Origin of the sequence: Natrinema marinum (genome assembly GCF_024296685.1) — an archaeon.
Classification (GTDB): Archaea; Halobacteriota; Halobacteria; order Halobacteriales; family Natrialbaceae; genus Natrinema; species Natrinema marinum.
In genome coordinates this window covers 2,659,668-2,673,723 of the sequence record NZ_CP100763.1, presented here as the reverse complement: position 1 = coordinate 2,673,723, position 14,056 = coordinate 2,659,668, and the positions used below count along the sequence as shown (strand labels likewise).

The 14,056-nt window shown below is 64.8% G+C and carries 16 protein-coding genes; 6 read left to right on the top strand and 10 right to left on the bottom strand.

Features of this window, described 5'->3' with window-relative positions; translation table 11 throughout:
• Positions 1 to 31: 31 nt before the first annotated feature.
• Positions 32 to 577: a hypoxanthine/guanine phosphoribosyltransferase gene (gene hpt / locus NKH51_RS13320; RefSeq protein WP_254762178.1), complete on the bottom strand. Its 546-nt coding sequence runs from the start codon at positions 575 to 577 to the stop codon at positions 32 to 34.
• Between the two features lie 167 nt (positions 578 to 744).
• Between hpt and pepF the strand changes: the two genes are divergently transcribed.
• From pepF to NKH51_RS13300, 4 genes are all read left to right on the top strand, one after another.
• On the top strand, positions 745 to 2,538 hold the full coding sequence (gene pepF, locus NKH51_RS13315; protein ID WP_254762177.1) for an oligoendopeptidase F: 1,794 nt from the start codon (positions 745 to 747) through the stop codon (positions 2,536 to 2,538).
• Positions 2,539 to 2,734: 196 nt separating this feature from the next.
• Positions 2,735 to 3,967 carry a proteasome-activating nucleotidase Pan2 gene (pan2, locus tag NKH51_RS13310; protein WP_254762176.1) on the top strand — a complete coding sequence of 411 codons (1,233 nt, stop codon included), beginning with the start codon at positions 2,735 to 2,737 and terminating at the stop codon, positions 3,965 to 3,967.
• Between the two features lie 292 nt (positions 3,968 to 4,259).
• A complete protein-coding gene (locus tag NKH51_RS13305) occupies positions 4,260 to 4,739 on the top strand; it encodes a pyruvoyl-dependent arginine decarboxylase (RefSeq protein WP_254762175.1) in 480 nt (159 codons plus the stop codon).
• Between the two features lie 60 nt (positions 4,740 to 4,799).
• Positions 4,800 to 5,198, top strand: coding sequence for a DUF5811 family protein (locus NKH51_RS13300; RefSeq protein WP_254762174.1), 399 nt, complete (start codon positions 4,800 to 4,802; stop codon positions 5,196 to 5,198).
• Between the two features lie 44 nt (positions 5,199 to 5,242).
• On the opposite strand, the gene NKH51_RS13295 is transcribed toward NKH51_RS13300, so the two are convergent.
• From NKH51_RS13295 to NKH51_RS13285, 3 genes are all read right to left on the bottom strand, one after another.
• Positions 5,243 to 5,647, bottom strand: coding sequence for a DUF6276 family protein (locus tag NKH51_RS13295; protein WP_254762173.1), 405 nt, complete (start codon positions 5,645 to 5,647; stop codon positions 5,243 to 5,245).
• A gap of 32 nt (positions 5,648 to 5,679) precedes the next feature.
• The gene (locus tag NKH51_RS13290; protein ID WP_254762172.1) at positions 5,680 to 6,396 is read right to left on the bottom strand and encodes a V-type ATP synthase subunit D; all 717 of its coding nucleotides are present in this window, start codon (positions 6,394 to 6,396) and stop codon (positions 5,680 to 5,682) included.
• A 104-nt stretch (positions 6,397 to 6,500) separates the two neighbouring features.
• Entirely contained in the window at positions 6,501 to 6,704 is a 204-nt protein-coding gene (locus NKH51_RS13285) for a zinc ribbon domain-containing protein (RefSeq protein WP_254762171.1), read from the bottom strand.
• A 64-nt stretch (positions 6,705 to 6,768) separates the two neighbouring features.
• On the opposite strand from NKH51_RS13285, the gene NKH51_RS13280 reads away from it, so the two are divergent.
• Entirely contained in the window at positions 6,769 to 7,056 is a 288-nt protein-coding gene (locus tag NKH51_RS13280) for a DUF8143 family protein (protein ID WP_254762170.1), read from the top strand.
• Between the two features lie 357 nt (positions 7,057 to 7,413).
• Entirely contained in the window at positions 7,414 to 8,301 is an 888-nt protein-coding gene (locus NKH51_RS13275) for a PH domain-containing protein (protein ID WP_254762169.1), read from the top strand.
• Between the two features lie 278 nt (positions 8,302 to 8,579).
• Here NKH51_RS13275 and NKH51_RS13270 read toward each other — a convergent pair whose 3' ends face one another.
• Genes NKH51_RS13270 through NKH51_RS13245 form a run of 6 tightly spaced genes read right to left on the bottom strand, consistent with a single transcriptional unit; the run spans position 8,580 to position 14,010 of the window.
• Entirely contained in the window at positions 8,580 to 9,992 is a 1,413-nt protein-coding gene (locus tag NKH51_RS13270) for an ATP synthase subunit B (RefSeq protein ID WP_254762168.1), read from the bottom strand.
• A 2-nt stretch (positions 9,993 to 9,994) separates the two neighbouring features.
• The gene (locus NKH51_RS13265) at positions 9,995 to 11,758 is read right to left on the bottom strand and encodes an ATP synthase subunit A (RefSeq protein WP_254762167.1); all 1,764 of its coding nucleotides are present in this window, start codon (positions 11,756 to 11,758) and stop codon (positions 9,995 to 9,997) included.
• 4 nt (positions 11,759 to 11,762) lie between these two features.
• Positions 11,763 to 12,092: a V-type ATP synthase subunit F gene (locus NKH51_RS13260; RefSeq protein WP_254762166.1), complete on the bottom strand. Its 330-nt coding sequence runs from the start codon at positions 12,090 to 12,092 to the stop codon at positions 11,763 to 11,765.
• The gene (locus NKH51_RS13255; RefSeq protein ID WP_254762165.1) at positions 12,089 to 13,141 is read right to left on the bottom strand and encodes a V-type ATP synthase subunit C; all 1,053 of its coding nucleotides are present in this window, start codon (positions 13,139 to 13,141) and stop codon (positions 12,089 to 12,091) included. The genes NKH51_RS13260 and NKH51_RS13255 overlap by 4 nt, the downstream gene beginning before the upstream one ends.
• Positions 13,138 to 13,719: a V-type ATP synthase subunit E gene (locus tag NKH51_RS13250; protein WP_254762164.1), complete on the bottom strand. Its 582-nt coding sequence runs from the start codon at positions 13,717 to 13,719 to the stop codon at positions 13,138 to 13,140. The genes NKH51_RS13255 and NKH51_RS13250 overlap by 4 nt, the downstream gene beginning before the upstream one ends.
• A gap of 24 nt (positions 13,720 to 13,743) precedes the next feature.
• Positions 13,744 to 14,010, bottom strand: coding sequence for a hypothetical protein (locus NKH51_RS13245; protein ID WP_254762163.1), 267 nt, complete (start codon positions 14,008 to 14,010; stop codon positions 13,744 to 13,746).
• Between the last annotated feature and the right edge of the window lie 46 nt (positions 14,011 to 14,056).

The following is a 14,056-nucleotide window of genomic DNA, read 5'->3' as shown; positions in this document are numbered from 1 at the left end:
CGGGATGAACGACGGAAACGAACGGGCTCGGTCAGTGCACCGTCACGTCGCCGTCCTCGACCGTGATGTCGACGAGGCTCGTCGCTTCGTAGTCCGTCTCGTCGAGCGCCGAATCGCCGACTTTCCGCAGGACGACGACGATATCGACGATCTCCGCGCCGATGCCGTCGAGCGCGTCGCAGATCGCCGCCAGCGTCCCACCGGTCGAGAGCATGTCGTCGACGATCACGACGCGATCCCCCGCGTCGATATCGTTGATGTACATCTCCGACTCCGAGTAGCCGGTCTCCTGATGGAGCGACACCTCTCCCTCGAGCCCGTAGGGCCGCTTGCGGATGACGACCAGCGGAATGTCGGTCTGCAGCGAGAGCGCGGTCGCGAGGTGAATACCCATCGCCTCGGGCGCGACGATCTTGTCCACGTCGAGGTCCGCGACCCGCATCACCTCGATGACGACCTCCCGCAGCAGGGCGGGATCGAGCCGCGGGACGCCGTTGCTGATCGGGTGGACGAGGTACTCGTACCCGTCCTTGTCGATGATCGGTGCGTCGTCTAACGACTCGAGGAGCCGGTCCATAGTGCCGAATCGGGAAATCGGAGTGAAAAGCGGTTCGTTATGCCGTTCCGGCCCCGCCTCGGAGTGTCGGCCGTCGCCCGTGACCGCGCTCGACAGCTTTTCGGTGTCGCCCGCCGCGCGTGAAGGGGTCCGACACGCTTTACCGCCGCCGCTCCGAATCCGTCCGTATGAGTTCCGTTCCCGACCGCTCCGAGGTCGACGAGGAGTACACCTGGGATCTCGAGAGCGTCTACGCCACCGACGCCGACTGGGAGGCCGCCTACGAGGCCGTCGCCGAGCGCGTCGCGGACCTCGAGAGCTACGAGGGAGAGGTCACCGAGGACGCCGAAACCCTCCTCGCCGTCCTCGAGTTACGCGACGAGGTCATGCGCGAGGTGTCGACGGTCGCGGCCTACGCGCGGATGCGCCGCGACGAGGACACGACGAATCAGCAGTATCAGGCGCTGACTGCCCGCGCTCAGTCGCTCGCGGCCGACGCGCAATCCGCCGCTTCGTTCATCGATCCCGAGATTCAGGAACTCACCCGCGAGGAGTTCGAGTCGCTGGTCGAAGCCGAGTCCGACCTCGAGACCTACGACCACTACGTCGACGACGTCCTCCGGATGAAATCCCACACGCGCTCGGCCGAGGTCGAGGCGCTGCTGGCGGACTTGAGCGAGGTGACCGGCGCGACGGGCGAGGTCTACAACATGCTCTCGAACGCCGACATGACGTTCCCGACCGTCGAAGACCCGACGGGGGACGCAGTCGAGATCACCCAGAGTAACTTCACCAACTTGCTCAAGCGACCCGACCGCGAGTTCCGCAAGCGGGTCTACGAGGGCTACTTCGACGAGTGGGAGTCGGTCCGGAACACGGTCGCGGCCAGCTACAAGAACAGCGTGAAAGCCGACGTCAAAACCGCTCGAGCGCGCAACTACGACACCGCGCGCGAAGCCGCCCTCGACGGGCCGAACGTTCCCGCCGAAGTCTACGATACGCTCGTCGACACCGTCCACGACAACGTCGACACGCTCCACCGCCACGCCGAACTCAAGCAGCGCGCGCTGGGTGTCGACGAACTGCAGATGTGGGACCTCTACATGCCGCTGACCGGCGACGAAGGTCCCGACCTCGAGTACGAGCAGGCGACCGAGTACGTCGTCGACGCGCTCGCGCCGCTGGGCGAGGCGTACCAGTCTCGCGTCGCGGACGGACTCGACTCCCAGTGGGTCGACGTCTACGAGAACGAGGGCAAACAGTCCGGCGCGTACTCGGGGGGCACCTACGACACCCAGCCGTTCATCCTGCTGAACTACCAGCGGGACATCTCCTCGATGTACACGCTGGCCCACGAACTCGGCCACTCGATGCACTCCGAACTCACGAAAGAGGAACAGCCCTTCATCTACTCGAACTACGAGATCTTCGTCGCCGAGGTCGCCAGCACGGTCAACGAGGCCTTACTCACTACCCACCTCCTCGAGACCGTCGAGGACCCCGAGTTCCGCAAGCACGTCTTGAACGAGTTCTTAGAGCGGGTGCGCTCGACGCTGTACCGCCAGACGCTCTTCGCGGAGTTCGAACACGAGACCCACCGACTCGAGGAAAACGGCGAGCCGCTGACCGCCGACCGGCTCGACGAGGTTTACCGCGGGCTGAAGGAAGACTACTACGAGCCCGCCGTCATCGACGACCGGATCGCCCGCGAGTGGATGCGCATCCCCCACTTCTACCGGGCCTTCTACGTCTACCAGTACGCGACCGGTATCTCCGCGGCGCTGGCCATCGTCGACGACGTGTTAGCGCGCGGGCAGCCGGCCGCCGAGGACTACCTCGAGTTCCTTCGGCGGGGCTCCCGCGAGTACCCGCTCGAGCTCCTGCGGATCGCCGGCGTCGACATGAGCTCCTCGGAGCCAATCGAGCGCGCGCTCGAGACCTACGGCGACCGGCTCGCGGAGTTCGAATCGCTGCTCGACTGAGCGGACAGCCGCAGTCCGGCGATTCCGCGCTTCGTCGTCACCGCGCTCGTGACGGCTGTTTCGGCGTGATTCTCGCAACGACACCGTCCGTCAGTTCGCCCTGCGACCGCTGGATGGTGATTGATACCATACAACAGAAATCCCTCCGGGACCCAAAGGCACATTTACTGTCGCTATCTTATCGGCGTACATCAGGATGTCTCGAAGCCCGTCTATTCCCGACCGACCTCACCGCGATATCGACCCCGATCTCCCGGACGACGAACGGCTCGAGGCGCTTCGCGGGCACTACGCGGACCTCGTCGACGTCAACGAGCAGCTGTCGGCCCAGCTCGACGACGCCGAGGATCGCCGTGAACGCCTTCGGGAGAAGGTCGACCGCGTCGAGCGCGAAAACGAGACGCTGAAGAGTTCCTCGCTGTACATCGCGACCGTCGAGGACGTGCTCGAGGGCGAGGAGGTAATCGTCAAACAGCACGGTAACAACCAGGAGGTGCTCACCGAAGTTTCGACGCGGATGAGCGACCGCGTCGAGCCCGGCGACCGCGTCGCGGTCAACGACTCCTTCGCAATCCAGACGATTTTGAACGCCGAGACCGACGCGCGCGCCCAGTCGATGGAGATCACCGAGAAACCCGAGGTCACCTACGCCGACATCGGCGGGATCGACGAGCAGGTCCGGGAGGTCCGCGAGGCCGTCGAACAGCCCCTCGCGGAGCCCGAACTGTTCGACGAGGTCGGGATCGACCCGCCCAGCGGCGTCTTGCTGTATGGCCCACCGGGGACGGGCAAGACGATGCTCGCCAAGGCCGTCGCCAACGAGACCGACGCCACCTTCATCAAGATGGCCGGCTCCGAACTCGTCCGCAAGTTCATCGGCGAGGGCTCGCGGCTCGTCCGCGACCTCTTCGAGATGGCCCGCGAGCGCGAACCCGCTATCATCTTCATCGACGAGATCGACGCCATCGCCACCCGCCGCACCGAATCGAAGACCTCCGGCGACGCCGAGGTCCAGCGGACGATGATGCAACTGCTCTCCGAGATGGACGGCTTCGAGGCCCGCGGCGAGATCCGCATCATCGCCGCGACCAACCGCTTCGACATGCTCGATCGCGCGATTTTGCGTCCGGGCCGCTTCGACCGCCTCATCGAAGTCCCCGAACCCGACGAGTCCGGCCGCGAGCAGATCCTCGAGATCCACACCCGAAACATGAACATCGCCGACGGCGTCGACTTCGCGGCGCTGGCCGCCGACACCGACGGCTACTCCGGCGCCGACATCGAGAGCCTCGCCACCGAGGCTGGCATGTTCGCCATCCGCAACGACCGCGACGAGGTCACTCACTCGGACTTCGCCGAGGCCTTAGAGAAGATCGAAAACGACGACTCGAGCGACGTGGTCTCGTCGGCCGGGTATTTCTACCAATAGAACCGAAATTTTACGCTGCAGTCGCGGCTTCGCCGCTCCCTCGGTAAAATTTCGATTAAAAGCACTCCTTCCTCCGTTTCGGCTCACGTCGCGAGCCTTCACATCGGTCGTCGGCCCGCTCGCTCAGCCTTCGGCTTCGCTCGCGGTGGGTATCAGTGAGTCGCCTGCTCTCCCCCGACTCGCGGTGCCCTCAATTCTTCGGGTGCCGCTCGCGGCCGCTGTAGGATCGTCCGACGACAGTAGAGCGATCCCGGATCGCAACGCCTTACGCCGCTCGTCACCGAGGGCGAGTATGAGTCTGATTCGAGTCGTCTGGGGGTCGGCGTCGGGCCCCACGGCGATGGCCTCCTACGACGCCGCGCTCGCCGAGGCTGGCGTCGAGAATTACAACCTCGTCTCGGTGTCGTCCGTGATTCCTGCTGGCGTCGAGGTTGAGGACATCGGTACCGCGCCCGATCTCGGCCCCGCCGGCGAGCGCCTGACCGTCGTCGAAGCGCGGGCCACCACCGCCGGCCCCGGCCGCGTGAGCGCCGCCCTCGCGTGGTCGCAGTCCGTCGACGATGGCCCGGGACTGTTCTACGAAACCTCGGGCGAGATGGATCGCGAGGATGTCGAACGCAAGGTCCGAGAGGGACTGGCGGCGGGCCAAGCGCTCCGCGACTGGGAGTTCGCCGATCCGCGGGTGGCCGTCGAGAGTTGTCAGGCGGATTCGGGGCGGTACACGACCGCGGTCGTGCTCGCCGTCTACGGCGACAGCGAACCGATCCTCTAGGATTGTCCGAAGGCGAACCCTTTTCACCTGCCATCCCATTGCTACGGGCACACACTTCTCATGAACGGAAATACGCCGTACGCAGGGTTACCGGGCGAGACTGGTGCTGGGCAGCGCGCCGCGGCGGACGTTCCGGACCTCTCGAGCGCACAGAAACGGCTGCTCCACCGCGATGTCTCCCGGATCGCCGCCCGGACGCGGGAGTTTCTCCCCAGCGAATACGTCGTCGACGCCGACGTCTCGAGCGGCCTGACCGGTCCCCAGGTCACCGTCGCCGTCCGCCCGCCCGTCGGCCACGCCGTCAGCGCCGGTTTCACGCCGGAACTGGAGGAAGAAGCCGCCGCCGAGGAGGTCATCACCGCCGACGAACGCGACGAGGTCGCCCGGGGTCTGGCTGCCAGCGCCGCTTTGCAGGTGAAACAGGCCGTCAGCGACAGCGTCCGGCCGACCGGCAAGTAACGAACGGCTCGTTCTCCGCTTCGCACGAGGTCGCGATCGATGCGTCAGTACAACAGTTGCTCGAGTTGATGGCGCCTGCGCTCGAGGTCGATCGCGGGCTCGACCGACGGGTCGGCGACGAGCCGATCGAGGACGAGTAATGGATCCGCGCCGGCGCTCTCGACCTCCCTGAGCAGCAGTTCGATCGCGGTGCGGTTCGTCGCCAGCGACGAACAGAGGCCGAGCGCGAGCGCGAGCGGGATCGCCCGCTCCGGGCGCGTAGGGAACGCGTCGCTCACCCGCGAGAACTCGGGCGTGGCGTCCGGAGAGACCTCCCGCTCGGCCGCCGGCTCGAGACGCAGACAGTGAGGACAGAACAGTACGACCGCGGCGTCCGACGGCGCGTACCCGCGGTACTCGTCGGGGAGGGAAATCGAAACCGGCGACGCGCCGCACTCGGAACAGGCCATGATTCACTCGACCGCGGCCGCTCGGCGTTCGATCAGTCGTCGTCGGCGGTCGCCTGCTCGAGTTCGGTCTCGTCTTCCGACTCGGGCTCGGTCTCGCCTGCGGTCTCGCGGGCTTCTTTCTCCTCGGCTTCCTTCTTCTCCTTGATCTTCTTCAGGCGGAACGTCTCCTCGCGTTCCTGTTCCTCGAGTTTCTGCTCGATGTACTCCTGGTTTTCGTAGAGTTCGGGGAGGAGCTTGAACTCCAGCGCGTTGACGCGGCGCTTGGTGGTCTCGATCTCGCGGAGCATCTTCTTCATCGCCGTCTCGACCTCGGCGGCGAGGATGATGCTCTCCAAGAGGTCCTCGTAGGCTTCGGCGGCCTCGTCGATGCGGGCGGAGGTTCCCATGATCCCGTAACCGCGTTGATCGAGGCTCTTCGAGACGCGCGAAGACTCGATCTGCGGGACGACGACGCCCATGATGTTTTTCGATTCGGTGGTGATTTCGGGGTGTTCCTGCAGCGCCGCCGCGGCACCGCGGACGGCGACGTCGCCTTCCATCGCCCGGGCCATGTTGATCTTCTGCTGGGCCTGTTCGTAGTCGTCGGCCAGATCTCCGCGGACGTCCTGGGCCTTGTCCAGGATGTCCATGAACTCCATGATCAGCCCGTCGCGTTTCTTCTCGAGCGTCCCGTGTCCCCGCTCGGAGAGCTCGATGCGATCCTCGATCGCCATCAAGTTCTTGCGGGTGGGCTTGACGTCGTTGGCCATCTTGTCGGGGGCTAGCGCCCCCAGTCGGATAACTGTTTACAGTTTCCGCGCCCGCCCGCGCCCGCTGTAGGCGATGCGTTGACTCGGTCTGCGGTCGCGAACCGCTAGCCGAGGAACAGGTCGACCATGTCGCCCGACGACTGCCCCTTGTAGAGCTCTGAGTAGCCGCAGTTCGTACAGCTCACGACGTGGAATCGACGGTTCTGGATGTCGAACATCTTTGACAGCCCGCCTCCGGTCGTCGAAATCTCGTCGATCTCCGTCTCCGTCTCTCCGCACTTCGGACAGCCGTGCCCGTCGTCTCTCATATTCATGCTATTATTGTCAATTCATAAAACATTTGTGCTCGGGCCGTCGAGTATTCCTCGAGTCATGTCCGCCGCTGTCGTCTTCGCCCTGCTGTTCGCGATGGCGCTGGTGATCCCGTTAGTACTCTGGGCGGCGATCAGCCAGGAGACGGCGGAGCCGACCGTGGTCGACCGTGCCGAGGCGGAACGGATCGCAAAGGAACGCGGCGGCCGCGGATCGTCGCGTTCGACCGCTCCGCCGGACGGGGCCGACTGCGGCGATCAGCACGAGGAGTTCGGCTGGAACGGCCGGCGGTTGACGACCGAGGAGAGGGACGACGGCGACGAAGGGGACGAACGACGCGGGTTCTGACGATCTTCGCTGGACCGCCGAATCACCCCTGCCCGACCATCCGCTCTTCGTCCTCCTACTCCTCCTGTCGGAGTTCGTACTTCTGGACCTCCCCAGTCGCGGTGGTCCGCAACTCGTCGACGAACTCGACCCGGTGGACGACCTTGTAGTTCGCCGAGTTCGTCGTACGTGAAACCGGTCCCCCGTGGTGGCGACGACCGCCTCGTCGTCGCCGTAGTAGGTCCGTGCCCGGTCTAGGAACCCCGGAACGAGCAGTGGTTTGTGCATACATATCAAATTTCATTGACAGAATATGCGGTTGTTTCGATCTGCCGAATTCAGTGACATTTTATCACCTCTCGTTCCGTACTCTGGCTCGTGTTTCCGACGGCTGCCCGCGGTCTCTCGCACCCCGACGATTTCGACCCCCCCGACACCGGCTTCCGGGTCGGGATTGGCGTCTACCTCGCCGCGATTCTGACCGGCACGGCGCTCGTCGCCGGCGTCGCCCTGAACGCCTCGAGCGGCATCCTCGTCGCCACCGTTCCAACGACCCTCTCGATCGGACTCGTGGTCGGCAGCGCCCTCGCGGCGAGGGCCAACGGACTACCCGAGCGAACGGGTTGCAGCGGCCGGCTGACGGCCGCGTGGTTCGTCCCCGCAGTCGCATTTGCGGGGGTAGCGTTCGCAGCAGTCTTTCTGCCATCGATACCAACCGCGATCGCACTCGCGAGCGGTCTGGCGACAGTCGCCGCGCTGTTCGGCGCGGCCGTCGTCGCCACGATGGCCCGGACGCGGTACGTGGCGGCGATCACCCCCGACGACCCGGTAGCGGCCTGGCAGTGGCGCTCGCCCAACCGGGCGCTGTGTCTGTACGCGCTCGCTATCTGCTACTTCGCGCTCGGTTTCGTCACTCGAGAAATCAGTTATCTCACCGTGCAGTGGTTCCTGTTCGGTCTACTCTTTCTCGCTCAGGGACTCGAGGTGAGTGGGCGACTCGATCGGCTGGACGTAGATCTGGGCGGGGCGCGGACGGCCCGCGAACTCCGCATTCACGAGGCGGGCCTGGTCGCCGCGGGACCGACCGGAACGCGGCTGGTTCCCTGGACCGACATCGGGAGCGTCTCACTGACCGACGAGAGACTCGTCCTCGAGCGATCGTGGCTTGATCTCCGGTGTGATCGCTCGGTGATCGACGACCCCGAGGGAGTCCGCGCGGCGATCGAACAGCGCCGAAATCGGGCAGCGGGTCTCGACTGCGCGTGAACGACAACGGCCCTCGCGGTAGTGCTCCGCGATGAGGTCCTCGTCGATCCGGTCGAGCGCTGTCACTCCGAAGCCAGCAACCCTGGTCCCCATCGGCTACCGATAGCAACCACGACAACCGTTATTTTCTCTCTCTTTGTGGGAGCGAAACCGTTTTCGCATCCTTTTTCTCATTCATTTCTCTGTTCACCGTTGCGCGTTGGCGGGCGCTTAAGCCATCGCTATGTCACAACCGGACGATCGAAACAGCAAAAACTGATGCGAGCGATCCGCGGCGATTAGTCGGCCTGCACGGCTTCGGCCGTCTCGTCTTCGCGGTAGTGCTCCTCGATGAGCTCTTCGTCGATACGGTTGAGCTCCGTTTTCGGCAGGTTCGAGAGCAGGTCCCAGCCGATCTCGAGGGTCTCGTCGATCGAGCGGTTGGTGTCGTACCCCTGCTGGACGAACTCTTCCTCGAAGCGGTCGGCGAAGTCGAGGAACTTGTTGTCCCGTTCGGAGAGCGCTTCGCGGCCGACGATGTTCACGAGGTCGCGCAGGTCCTCACCCTCTGCGTACGCGGCGTACATCTGGTCGGAGACGTCGCCGTGGTCCTCGCGGGTCAGGCCCTCGCCGATCCCGTCGTCCATCAGCCGGGAGAGGCTGGGCAGGACGTTGACCGGCGGCTCGATCCCCTGACTGTTGAGGTCCCGATCCATCATGATCTGGCCCTCGGTGATGTAGCCGGTCAGGTCCGGAATCGGGTGGGTGTCGTCGTCGCCGGGCATCGTCAGGATCGGGATCTGCGTGACCGAGCCTTCCTTGCCCTCGATTCGACCGGCGCGCTCGTAGAGCTGGGCCAGGTCGGTGTACATGTAGCCAGGGTAGCCACGGCGGCCCGGAACCTCCTCGCGTGCGGCACCGATCTCGCGCAGCGCCTCACAGTAGTTGGTCATGTCCGTCAGGATGACCAGCACGTGGTAGTCCTGCTCGAAGGCCAGATACTCGGCCGTCGTCAGGGCGAGTCGCGGCGTGACCTGCCGCTCGACTGCGGGGTCGTCCGCGAGGTTCATGAAGACGACCGAGCGCTCGAGCGCGCCGGTGCGCTCGAAGTCGTCCATGAACTCGTTTGCCTCTTCGGCGGTGATTCCCATCGCGCCGAAGATGACTGCGAATTCGGAGCCTTCGCCCTCGCCTTCCTCTTCTTCCGGCACCGTCGCCTGTCGGGCGATCTGGAGCGCGAGTTCGTTGTGGGGAAGCCCCGACCCGGAGAAGATCGGCAGCTTCTGGCCTCGAACCAGCGTGTTCATGCCGTCGATGGCCGACACGCCGGTCTGAATGAACTCCTCGGGGTACTCTCGAGAGTAGGGGTTGATCGCTTCGCCGACGATGTCGCGGCGCTCGTCGGGGACGATCTCCGGGCCGCCGTCGATCGGGTTCCCGGAGCCGTCCAGAACCCGCCCGAGCAGGTCCTCGGTGACGGGCATCTTCATCGTCTCGCCCAGGAATCGAACGGAGGCGTTGCGGTCGATGCCGCCCGTCCCTTCGAACACCTGGATCGAGACGATGCCTTCGCTCGATTCCAGCACCTGTCCGCGGAGGGTGTCGCCCTGGGGCGTCTCGATCTCGACGATCTCGTCGTAGCCGACTGGTTCGTCGACCTCGGCGAACACCAGCGGACCGCTGATTTCCGTGATAGTCTGGTACTCTTTCATTGTTAGTACAGTGCGCGCAGTTGCGTTTCGAGGTCGCTCTCGATCTCGTCGATGAACTCGTCCCACTCCTCGGCGGTGCCCATCCGGTTGAGCCGTGGGGCAGCGTCGACGTCCGTAATCTCCTCCGGCGGCACGCCGGCGTCGAGTGCCTCGAAGGCCTCGTCGTTGAACGTTTTGATGGCCTCGAGCATCCGGTAGGTCTTCTCGGGTTCGCAGTAGGTGTCGACGTCGTGGAGCGCGTTCTGCTGAAGCCAGGCCTCACGCAGGTAGCGCGCGACCTCGAGCGTGAGCTGCTGGTCTTCCGGCAGCGCGTCTTTCCCGACGAGCTGGACGATCTCCTGCAGTTCGTCCTCCTCGTCGAGCACGTCGACGGCCCACTGGCGGGTCTCCGCCCAGTCGCCGGCGACGTTCGACTCCCACCACGGGTCGAGCTGGTCCTTGTACAGCGAGTAGGACTCGTTCCAGTTGATCGACGGGAAGTGCCGACGCTCGGCGAGGTCGGCGTCCAGCGCCCAGAACGTCTTGACGATACGCAGCGTGTTCTGGGTGACCGGCTCGGAGAAGTCGCCGCCCGGCGGCGACACTGCGCCGACGACCGAAATCGATCCCTCGCCGCCGTTGATCAGTTGGAACTTGCCGGCGCGCTCGTAGAACTCGGAAAGCGCGGCGGCCAGGTACGCGGGATACCCCTCCTCGCCGGGCATCTCCTCGAGTCGGCTCGAGATCTCACGCATGGCCTCCGCCCACCGCGAGGTGGAGTCGGCCATCAGCGCGACGTCGTACCCCATGTCGCGGTAGTACTCCGCGATCGTGATCCCGGTGTAAATGCAGGATTCGCGGGCTGCGACGGGCATGTTCGACGTGTTGGCGATGAGGCAGGTTCGGGCCATCAGCGGGTTCCCGGTCTGCGGGTCGGGCAGTTCCGGGAAATCCTCGATGACCTCGGTCATCTCGTTGCCGCGCTCGCCACAGCCGATGTAGACGACGATGTCCGCGTCGGACCACTTGGCGAGTTGCTGCTGGGTGACGGTCTTCCCGGAGCCGAAGGGACCGGGAATCGCCGCCGTCCCGCCCTTCGCGAGCGGGAAGAGGCCGTCCTGAACGCGCTGGCCCGTCACCAGCGGCTCGGTCGGCGTCTCCTTATCACCGGCGGGGCGGGCCTCGCGGACCGGCCACTCCTGGTGCATCTGGATCTCTTCGCCGTTGTCGAGTTCGACGACGGTCTCCTCGACCGTGAACTCGCCGCTCTCGACCGACGTGACTTCGCCGCCCTCGTAGTCCGGCGGCACCATGACCTTGTGGTCGATGGTGATCGTCTCTTCGACGACCCCGACGATGTCGCCGGGTGCGACCTCGTCGCCCTCTTCGACCTCGGGGGAGAACTCCCACTGTTTCTCGAGGTCGATGCCCGGCGCGTCGACCCCGCGGTCGAGGAACGCCGTCCCCATCTTCTCCTCTAGGACGTCCAACGGTCGCTGGACGCCGTCGTAGATGGAGTCTAGCATACCGGGTCCGAGGTCGACGCTCAGGGGCTCGCCCGTGTTCTGGACGGGTTCGCCCGGGCCGACGCCGGAGGTCTCCTCGTACACCTGAATCGTGGTCAGGTTCCCTTCGATCTCGATGACCTCACCCATCAGTCCTTCGTCGCCGACGTAGACGACGTCGTTCATCCGGGCGTCGAGGTCCGTGGCGGTCACGACGGGACCGCTCACGCTTTCGATTACACCGTCTTCGTCGACGGATTCGATGTCTTCTGCCTGGCTCATAGTGTTACTCGCTGTCTTCGTCCATCAGGTCGATACCGATCGCTCGCTTGATCTGGTCGCGCAGTCCGCCGCCGCCCGTGCCGCTGCCGATGGTGACGACGACCGGTTCGACGCTCGTCTCGACCTCTTGGCGAACGTTGCGCGACAGGTACTCGAGGTCGTCGTCGTGCATGACGACGATCCCGACGCCCTCGTCTTCGATCGCCGTCGTGACGGCGTCGTCGAGCGCCTCCGCTTTGTCGTCATCCGGCACGTTCTCGAACCGTCGCACTCCCGCGAGGCGGAAGCCGGTCGTAAACTCCGGACTGCCGACGACTGCGATTTCCTGGCTCATAGGATCACCAACTCCTCTTCGATCTCGCTCTCGTCGAGGCCGACCTCGCGTCCCCGCGCGATCGCACGGATGTTCTCGACCTCGCGCTCTTTGGCGAGGATATACGAGAGAACCGGGGAGATCGAGGTCGGATACACGCTCGAGAGCGTGTCCGCGTACTCGAGCAACGCAGCGTCTAGTGCGTGCTCGAACTGTATAAGGCTGTCAGCATCCCGCAGGCGATCGAGCGCCCCCGAGAGGCGGTCGCCGTAGCGCTTGTTGTCGGCGATGTGGTCGACGAGTTCGTCGTACTGGCCGATCAGTCGGCTCAGTTCCGACTCGTCGAACAGGACGCCGCCGTCGATGTAGTAGGCCGCGGGGTCGAGATCGGCACCACTTCGCGCGAGTCGCAACGCGTTGCGCGCGTTCCGGAAGTCGATCTCGGTCTGCAGGAACTCGACGTACTTGGACTCCGGCCCCTCCTGTGGCCGGCCGAGGTCCTCGAGTAAGCTCTCGTAGAACGCCCGGTCGAGCGCGTTCTCGAGCGGGACGAGCGTCCCGCCGGCTTCGAACTCCTCGTAGGCGTTCTCGAGCGGGTCGGCGAAGATCGTTCCGCCGAGCAACTCGACAGCGTCTTCGATCGAGCCGGCCTCGACCAGCCGGTCGATCGTCCGATCGTCGAGCTCTCCGGCAAGGATGAGGTCCGTCCGGATCGAGTCGGGATCCGAGTCCGTGTAGATCCCGCGGATGATCGTCTTTACGTTCCAGACGTCGAACTTCCGGAGGTAGCGGGCGATGAGGTCGTAGAGCCGACCGTTCGCCCACTCCAGCAGATCGTCGAAGTGCTTCGCGAGGTTGCGGTTCAGCGCGTACTCGATCAGGTCGACGCCCGAGAACCGCGTGCCGAGTTGGTTGATCTCGCGTTCGTACTCCGTTTCCTCCATGAACCGCGCGATTTCGCTCGGCCCCATCCGGATCAGCTTGCGGTAGTCCTCGTCGGACAGCAGCGCCGCCTGACGCGAGCGAACGCGAGCGTTCACGTATTCCGGATTCGAGGCTCCCGTACTCATTGCTCGAAGAGTCGGTTGCTGATATCCCGGAGGTTGTCTTCCCATACGTCCTCGAGCACCGTATCGAACGTGTTGTTGATACGGACGCGGGACTGTTCGCTCTCGGCGACGACGCCGCCGAGACAGTCGTACTCGCCGGCGTACTCGTAGCCGTCGTAGTCGGCGAGGATCGACGCGATCAGCTCCTCGTCGCCGCCCCGACCGTAGACGTTGACGTCGTCGCCCTCGTCGAACTCGTCGGTGGCCGCCTCGAGCAGGTCTCGAGTGAGCTCCTCGCGGGTGTCTCCCTCGAGGGCGGCGAGTTCCTCCTCGACTCGCTCGCGGACCTCGCCGAGGACGTCGCGACGCGCCTCCAGGCGCTTCTGTTTCGCCTCCAGCTTCGCACTGGAGAGTCGCTGTTCGCGCAGCTGGTCGATCTCGCGGTCGGCCTCCGCCTCGGCGTCAGCGACGATCTGATCTGCGTCCTCACGGGCGGCCGACTCGATCTCTTCGGCGCGCGTTTCGCCCTCAGAGCGGATGTTCTCCGCACGCGCGTGAGCCTCTTCTCGAATGTCCTCAACGACTGTGTCCAGACTCATTGTAAGAAAGTTCGATAGGGCGCTTTAGACGAAGAGCGCGACCAGTGCGAAGATCACGAGCGTCTCGGGCAGGACCGTCATCAGAATCCCGATACCGGGCGAGATGGAGTCCTCGGCGAGCGCGCCGATGACCGACGCCCCGATCCCTCGCTCTGCGTAACCCGCACCGATGGCCGCCAGACCGATACCGATCGCCGCAGCCGGTCCCTGTTCGAGGATCACGAGCGGGATGGCGGTGTCAACGAGACTGTTCACTGCGAGTGCAGCTTGGGGTAGAGTTTCGATTGTCATGATTGAGTTTCCTCGTGGTTTTGCAACCGGACAGGTGGTACTACTC

Coding starts and splice junctions, on each gene's coding strand:
- hpt (WP_254762178.1), bottom strand. CDS start 577: ATGGACCGGCTCCTCGAGTCGTTAGACGACGCACCGATCATCGACAAG.
- pepF (WP_254762177.1), top strand. CDS start 745: ATGAGTTCCGTTCCCGACCGCTCCGAGGTCGACGAGGAGTACACCTGG.
- pan2 (WP_254762176.1), top strand. CDS start 2,735: ATGTCTCGAAGCCCGTCTATTCCCGACCGACCTCACCGCGATATCGAC.
- NKH51_RS13305 (WP_254762175.1), top strand. CDS start 4,260: ATGAGTCTGATTCGAGTCGTCTGGGGGTCGGCGTCGGGCCCCACGGCG.
- NKH51_RS13300 (WP_254762174.1), top strand. CDS start 4,800: ATGAACGGAAATACGCCGTACGCAGGGTTACCGGGCGAGACTGGTGCT.
- NKH51_RS13295 (WP_254762173.1), bottom strand. CDS start 5,647: ATGGCCTGTTCCGAGTGCGGCGCGTCGCCGGTTTCGATTTCCCTCCCC.
- NKH51_RS13290 (WP_254762172.1), bottom strand. CDS start 6,396: ATGGCCAACGACGTCAAGCCCACCCGCAAGAACTTGATGGCGATCGAG.
- NKH51_RS13285 (WP_254762171.1), bottom strand. CDS start 6,704: ATGAGAGACGACGGGCACGGCTGTCCGAAGTGCGGAGAGACGGAGACG.
- NKH51_RS13280 (WP_254762170.1), top strand. CDS start 6,769: ATGTCCGCCGCTGTCGTCTTCGCCCTGCTGTTCGCGATGGCGCTGGTG.
- NKH51_RS13270 (WP_254762168.1), bottom strand. CDS start 9,992: ATGAAAGAGTACCAGACTATCACGGAAATCAGCGGTCCGCTGGTGTTC.
- NKH51_RS13265 (WP_254762167.1), bottom strand. CDS start 11,758: ATGAGCCAGGCAGAAGACATCGAATCCGTCGACGAAGACGGTGTAATC.
- NKH51_RS13260 (WP_254762166.1), bottom strand. CDS start 12,092: ATGAGCCAGGAAATCGCAGTCGTCGGCAGTCCGGAGTTTACGACCGGC.
- NKH51_RS13255 (WP_254762165.1), bottom strand. CDS start 13,141: ATGAGTACGGGAGCCTCGAATCCGGAATACGTGAACGCTCGCGTTCGC.
- NKH51_RS13250 (WP_254762164.1), bottom strand. CDS start 13,719: ATGAGTCTGGACACAGTCGTTGAGGACATTCGAGAAGAGGCTCACGCG.
- NKH51_RS13245 (WP_254762163.1), bottom strand. CDS start 14,010: ATGACAATCGAAACTCTACCCCAAGCTGCACTCGCAGTGAACAGTCTC.